We start from the raw sequence: 5,914 nt of genomic DNA on the forward strand, positions 1-5,914 counted from the left end.
GGTTACTCACGTGTTACTCACCCGTTCGCCACTAATCCCCCCAGCAAGCTGGAGTTCATCGTTCGACTTGCATGTGTTAAGCACGCCGCCAGCGTTCGTCCTGAGCCAGGATCAAACTCTCCGTAAATGTTTAATTGCACGACCACCGAAGCGACCGGCACATTATTTGCAGCAACGAACCGGAATAGGTTCAGAAGCCGCGAGTTTGAAACTGACAGAACAAATCATTACTGACTTGCTTTGTTGTTTAAATGTTTTCCAAAGGAATCCGTAACCCAACCAAAAAGGTCGGATTGCCGGGTATTTGGCATTTGACATTGTGCACGCTGTTGAGTTCTCAAGGATCGGATGCTCCTGCTTTTCACCCTTCCGGGCTGCTCCGCAGGGCAACTTCTCTAGCCTAGCACCGATTTTCTCTGGTGTTGCACACGCTCCCGGACCGAAGTCCAGATCTCGAGTACGAGAGAAATCCAGTGAAGGATTATCTCCACAAAAACCGGAATCCGAATAATTCGGGGCGATTCTTTTGTGTGGAGTTTGGTCCCGCATGAGGCCGGCTAGCTAGTCGCTCTGCCGCACCTTTGGGGTGACGAGTAGTTACTTTACGCACATCCCGGATACCTCGCAAATTGCTTCTGCAGGCCGGGCGTGTCGCACCGATCTCAGCCAGTGAAGACGCCGGCGAGGGTCTTCTTACCGCGGCGAAGAACCGCCACTCCCCCGGCCAGCATGCTCTCCAGTACGGCTGAATCATCGGCAACCTTGGCGTTGTTGAGATACACCCCGCCCTGGGCGATGGCGCGTCGCGCTTCGCCCAGACTCGCAGTCAGGCCTGTGTCGACAAGCAACTGAGTGACGAGGATGCCGGCGGATGCGGTCGTGTGCGGAAGTTCCCGAAGTGCGGCAGCGAGCGTTTCGGCGTCGAGGCTCTCCAACTCCCCCTGCCCGAACAATGCCGCAGACGCGGCGATCGCGGCATCCGTCGCTGCAGCACCGTGAACAAGTGAGGTGACTTCCCACGCGAGTCGCTTCTGCGCTTCACGGCGGAACGGTTCTGTGGCGACGGCCTCTTCGAGCTGCTCGATCTCAGCGCGGGTAAGGAAGGTGAAGATCTTCAGGCGCGCGAGAACGTCAGCATCGTCGGAGTTGAGCCAGAACTGGTAGAACGCGTACGGGCTGGTCATGGTCGGGTCGAGCCAGACTGCGTTGCCCTCGCTCTTGCCGAACTTCGAGCCGTCGGAGTTGGTGATGAGGGGGGTGCCGATGGCGTGGGCGCTCACTCCCTCGGCTTTGTGGATCAGGTCGGTGCCGCTCGTGAGGTTGCCCCACTGGTCGCTGCCGCCGGTCTGCAGAACGCAGTCGTAGTTGCGGTACAGCTCGAGGAAGTCCATGCCCTGAAGGATCTGGTAGCTGAACTCGGTGTAGCTGATGCCGGCGTCCGAATTGAGGCGCGCGCTGACGGCATCCTTCTTGAGCATCGTGCCGACGCGGAAGTACTTGCCGACGTCGCGCAGGAAGTCGATCGCGGAGAGCGGGGCCGTCCAGTCCAGGTTGTTGACCAACCGGGCGGCGTTGTCACCGTCAAAATCGAGGAACCGGGAGACCTGCGCCTGCAGGTAGCCCACCCACTCCTTCACCGTCTCCGGTGTGTTGAGGGTGCGCTCGGCGGTCGGGCGCGGGTCGCCGATGAGCCCGGTCGAACCCCCGACGAGCCCGAGCGGCTTGTGGCCGGCGAGCTGGATGCGGCGCAGGAGCAGCAGCTGCACGAGGTTGCCGAGGTGCAGGCTCGGGGCCGTCGGGTCGAACCCGCAGTAGTAGGTGATCGGCGGACCCGCGAGCAGCGTTTTCAGTGCGGCTGTGTATGTGGACACGTGGACGAGTCCACGCCAGACGATCTCCTCCCAAACATCCTCGAACGACGGGTCATTGGACTGGGAGGTGAGTTGGGGCTGCGACACGCAAGCTACAGTACCAGCGCAATTTCTACTCTCACGATGGGTCGATGTGAGTCTGGGACCTCACTCTTGACGAGGTTTAGGTAATTCCCTAATATTGAAAGAGTTAGGTCTCCGACCTAAACAATGGAGGTACCGTGTTCGTCATCACCGCTGACCAGGTCGACAGCCGCAACCAACCCGACCGTGCGGCATCCGCTCTTGAGACGCTGAACGGTGCAACGGGGCCCAACCTCCTTCTGCCCGCCGATCGAACGGCCGGCCATGACATCCAAATACTACCGGCCAGCGCAGAAGACGCCCTCGCCATTGTGCTCGAACTGACCCGGGAGGATGCGTGGAGCGTCGGCGTCGGCATCGGACCCGCACGACTGCCACTCCCCCAGGCCACCCGGGAAGCGACCGGTGAAGCGTTCTTCGCCGCTCGGGATGCCGTGACGCGCGCCAAAAAATCACAGACGCGATTTGCGCTCACCCGGGCGGGCGACGACACCGACGAAACCCTCCGCGGCGCCGACGCCGAAGCACTCATCGCTCTGCTGCTCGTGCTGCGGGAACGGCGGACGGACGGCGGCTGGGAACTGTACGACCTGCTCACCACCGGCCTGACCCAGTCAGAGTCTGCAGAGAAACTCGGGATCACGGCTGGCGCGGCCAGTTTGCGGGCCCGTGCCGCCGGCATCCGTGTCGAAAAGGCGGCGTCGGAGGCGCTTGTTAGGCTACTCGACACGGTCAATCGTTCCGCCGACCCGGTAGCGGGCGCAGCGGCGACGCTCGGCCCAACTGAGTCGGTAACCGGCCGACGATGAGCGGACATACGAGCCGACACAGCGCCGACGCGGCAAGGAGACGATAGTGAGCCCGATCACCGGTGCCCTCCCGATCACCCTGTACTGGGTGGCCGTGCTGCTGCTCGCCGCCGGATGCCTCGCGACCATCGGCATCGCCCACTGGCGCAAAAGGAACAAGATCATAGCGATCGCTGCGGCGCTGCTCGCGGTCGACCTTGTGCTCGTCGGCATCCCCTCACCGGAGTCGCCCATCGGCGTCAGCATCGCCCTCAGCGTTCTCGCGATGGTGATCGCCGTGCTCGGCGGCGGTATTGCGTCGAACTATGTGCTCAAACTCGCAACACGGGGGCTCGTTCGGCCGGGCCTGTTCGGCGGCATCATCGTGACCGAGCCCGAACGTTTCGGCAACTCTCTGCGTGCCAACGCCGGTGAGCAGCACGAGGTTCTGCGCGGAGGGCGGACGATCGGTTACCTCGAACGATTCGCTGTCGCCGGAACCCTCATCGCCGGGTTCCCCGAAGCGATCGCCGTGGTCATCGCCATCAAGGGCGTCGGCCGGTTCACCGAGCTCGCTGCCGCCGAGGCCCGTGAGCGCTTCATCATCGGAACCTTCACCAGCCTGACCTGGGCCGCGTCGAGTGCGGCGCTGTTCCACTTCGCGATGATCTGAGGGCGCGCCTTCAGGCCTTCGGATGCTTCTTGTACGGCGACACCGTCGGCTCCCCCGGGATCCAGAATCGCCAGGGGAAGTCAGCCCCACCGCCTGGTCCGCCGAGTCCTGTCCGCGGCCCGGTCAGCACGTCGGATGCCCGACTGCCCGCCTCGAGCGAGAACGGCGGCGCGAACAGGTCGCTCCCGTCGTCGCTGAGGGCGATGCCGAGCGCAACGGTCAGCCGGGCGGGGCCCTGGGCGAGGTCCTTGTCCGACCGGGACGTGGTCCGACGGGTCCGCGCGAGTTCGATGCCCTCGACGATCTCACCAGCCCGGATCAGCACCCCGGATGCTTCACCGTTCGGCGAGCACACCATGTTGGCGCACACATGCATCCCGTAGGTGAAATAACAGTAGAGATGGCCGGGCGAGCCGAACATGCTCGCGTTGCGCGCCGTCTTGCCGCGAAACGCATGCGAGCCGGGGTCGATGCCCTGCCCGACATACGCCTCGACCTCGGTGATCCGGACCGCGACCGTGCCGGCATCCGTTTCGTGACGGAGGATCGTCCCAAGCAGCTCCGGGGCGACCTCAAGGGAGGGTCGCTCGAAGAAGGCGCGGTCGAGCACGGCGGGTCAGGCGCGAAGAGCCAGCGACAACAGCCGCACGCGCTCGGTCAGAGCGAGACGCTGCTCAACCACTCGATCGGGCGCCGTTCCACCGGCACCGGTGCGCGAACTGATCGACCCTTCGACGGTGAGCACGCCCCGGACAGCAGGGGTGAGATGCGGCGACAGCGAAGCGAGGTCTTCATCCGACGGTTCGTGCAGTTCCAAACCGCGGTCTTCGCAGAACTGAACGAGCTCACCGGAGATCTCGTGCGCGTCCCGGAACGCGACACCCTGTTTGACGAGCCACTCGGCAACGTCGGTCGCGAGGGAGAATCCCTGGGGGGCGAGCAGCGCCATCCGTTCGGTGTTGAAACGCAGCGTCGCGACCATCCCGGTGAATGCCGGCAGCAGGACTTCGAGCTGTTCGACGGTGTCGAAGACCGGTTCCTTGTCTTCCTGCAGGTCGCGGTTGTATGCGAGTGGCAGCCCCTTGAGCGTCGCTAGCAGTCCGGCGAGGTTGCCGATCAGCCGCCCGGATTTACCGCGGGCAAGCTCGGCGATGTCGGGGTTCTTTTTCTGCGGCATGATGCTCGACCCGGTCGAATAGCCGTCGTCCAGTGTGACGAAGTCGAACTCTCGCGTGTTCCAGAGGATGATCTCCTCGGCGAAACGTGAGAGGTTGATGCCGATCAGAGCCGTCACGAACGCGAACTCGGCGACGACATCACGGCTGGCGGTCGCGTCGATCGAGTTCTCGGTCGGCCGGTCGAGTCCCAGTTCGGATGCGACGAGTTGCGGGTCGAGTCCGAGCGAACTTCCGGCAAGTGCCCCGGACCCATACGGGGATGCCGATGCGCGCTTGGTCCAGTCGGCGAGCCGTTCCAGGTCGCGGACCAGCGGCCACGCATGCGCCATCAGGTGGTGGGCGAGCAGCACGGGCTGTGCGTGCTGCAAGTGGGTGCGGCCAGGCATCGGGGCGTTCCCGTGGGCCTCGGCCTGCGAGCCGATCGCATCGATGAGTTGAACCACCAGGTGGCCGATCAGGCGGGAGTGGTCGAGCAGGTACAACCGCACGAGGGTGGCGATCTGGTCGTTGCGGCTGCGGCCGGCGCGGAGTTTGCCGCCGAGTTCGGCGCCGGCACGCTCGATCAGCGCCCGTTCGAGCGCGGAGTGCACGTCCTCATCGGACTCAGCGGCGGTGACGACACCGGTCGCCACGTCTTCCTGCAGGCGGGACAGCGCGTCGAGCATGGCCTCGAGTTCCCGCTCGGTGAGGTAGCCGGCTGCCGCGAGCGCCTTCGCATGCGCCCGGGAACCGGCGATGTCGTATGCCGCCAGTTGCCAATCGAAGTGCGTCGACTTGCTCAGGCGGAGGAGTTCGGGTGACGGCCCGCTGGCGAAGCGGCCGCCCCAGAGTGCGCCAGCTTCACCGGCGCGATTTTCGATACCGTCACCCGACATCCGTCTACTCCTGGCCGGCGTCGCGGCGGGCCGAGATCTTGCTCGGCAGCGACCACAGTTCGATGAAGCCCTTGGCCATGCTCTGGTCGAAGGAGTCACCGGTGTCGTAGGTGGCGAGGTTGAAGTCGTAGAGCGAGGCCTCGCTGCGCCGTCCGGTGACGGTGGCCCGGCCGCCCTGCATGGTCATCCGGATCTCGCCGGTGACGTGCTGCTGCGACTCGTGGATGAACGCGTCGAGCGAGCGCTTGAGCGGCGAGAACCAGAGACCGTCGTAGACGAGCTCGGCCCAGCGCTGGCCCACGGTCCGCTTGAAGCGGGCGAGGTCGCGCTCGACGGTGACCGCCTCCAGCTCCTGGTGGGCCGTGATGAGCGCGATCGCCCCGGGGGCCTCGTTGACCTCGCGGCTCTTGATGCCGACGAGCCGGTCCTCGACCATGTCCAGCCG

5 protein-coding genes, 1 rRNA gene and 1 pseudogene are annotated in these 5,914 nt (G+C 64.5%); 2 read left to right on the forward strand and 5 right to left on the reverse strand.

The window, feature by feature from the left end:
• Positions 1-127 (reverse strand): 16S ribosomal RNA (locus ACLQ62_RS13350); the annotation flags it as partial.
• 535 nt (positions 128-662) lie between these two features.
• On the reverse strand, positions 663-1,958 hold the full coding sequence (gene tyrS / locus ACLQ62_RS13355) for a tyrosine--tRNA ligase (RefSeq protein ID WP_411722126.1): 1,296 nt from the start codon (positions 1,956-1,958) through the stop codon (positions 663-665).
• Positions 1,959-2,092: 134 nt separating this feature from the next.
• Between tyrS and ACLQ62_RS13360 the strand changes: the two genes are divergently transcribed.
• Together ACLQ62_RS13360 and ACLQ62_RS13365 are read left to right on the forward strand one after the other, a co-directional pair.
• Complete coding sequence (locus ACLQ62_RS13360; protein WP_411722127.1) at positions 2,093-2,764, forward strand: DNA-binding protein; 672 nt, start codon at positions 2,093-2,095, stop codon at positions 2,762-2,764.
• Positions 2,765-2,810: 46 nt separating this feature from the next.
• Positions 2,811-3,416, forward strand: a complete 606-nt coding sequence (locus tag ACLQ62_RS13365) for a hypothetical protein (protein WP_411722128.1) — start codon at positions 2,811-2,813, stop codon at positions 3,414-3,416.
• A gap of 10 nt (positions 3,417-3,426) precedes the next feature.
• On the opposite strand, the gene ACLQ62_RS13370 is transcribed toward ACLQ62_RS13365, so the two are convergent.
• The 3 genes and pseudogenes from ACLQ62_RS13370 to ACLQ62_RS13380 all read right to left on the reverse strand — a co-directional run.
• The gene (locus ACLQ62_RS13370) at positions 3,427-4,026 is read right to left on the reverse strand and encodes a DNA-3-methyladenine glycosylase (RefSeq protein WP_411722129.1); all 600 of its coding nucleotides are present in this window, start codon (positions 4,024-4,026) and stop codon (positions 3,427-3,429) included.
• Positions 4,027-4,032: 6 nt separating this feature from the next.
• Positions 4,033-5,469, reverse strand: a complete 1,437-nt coding sequence (gene argH / locus ACLQ62_RS13375; protein WP_411722130.1) for an argininosuccinate lyase — start codon at positions 5,467-5,469, stop codon at positions 4,033-4,035.
• 4 nt (positions 5,470-5,473) lie between these two features.
• A pseudogene (locus ACLQ62_RS13380) lies at positions 5,474-5,914 on the reverse strand (argininosuccinate synthase); the annotation flags it as partial.

The sequence above is a fragment of the Mycetocola sp. genome (assembly GCF_046716805.1).
GTDB lineage: Bacteria > Actinomycetota > Actinomycetes > Actinomycetales > Microbacteriaceae > Mycetocola_A.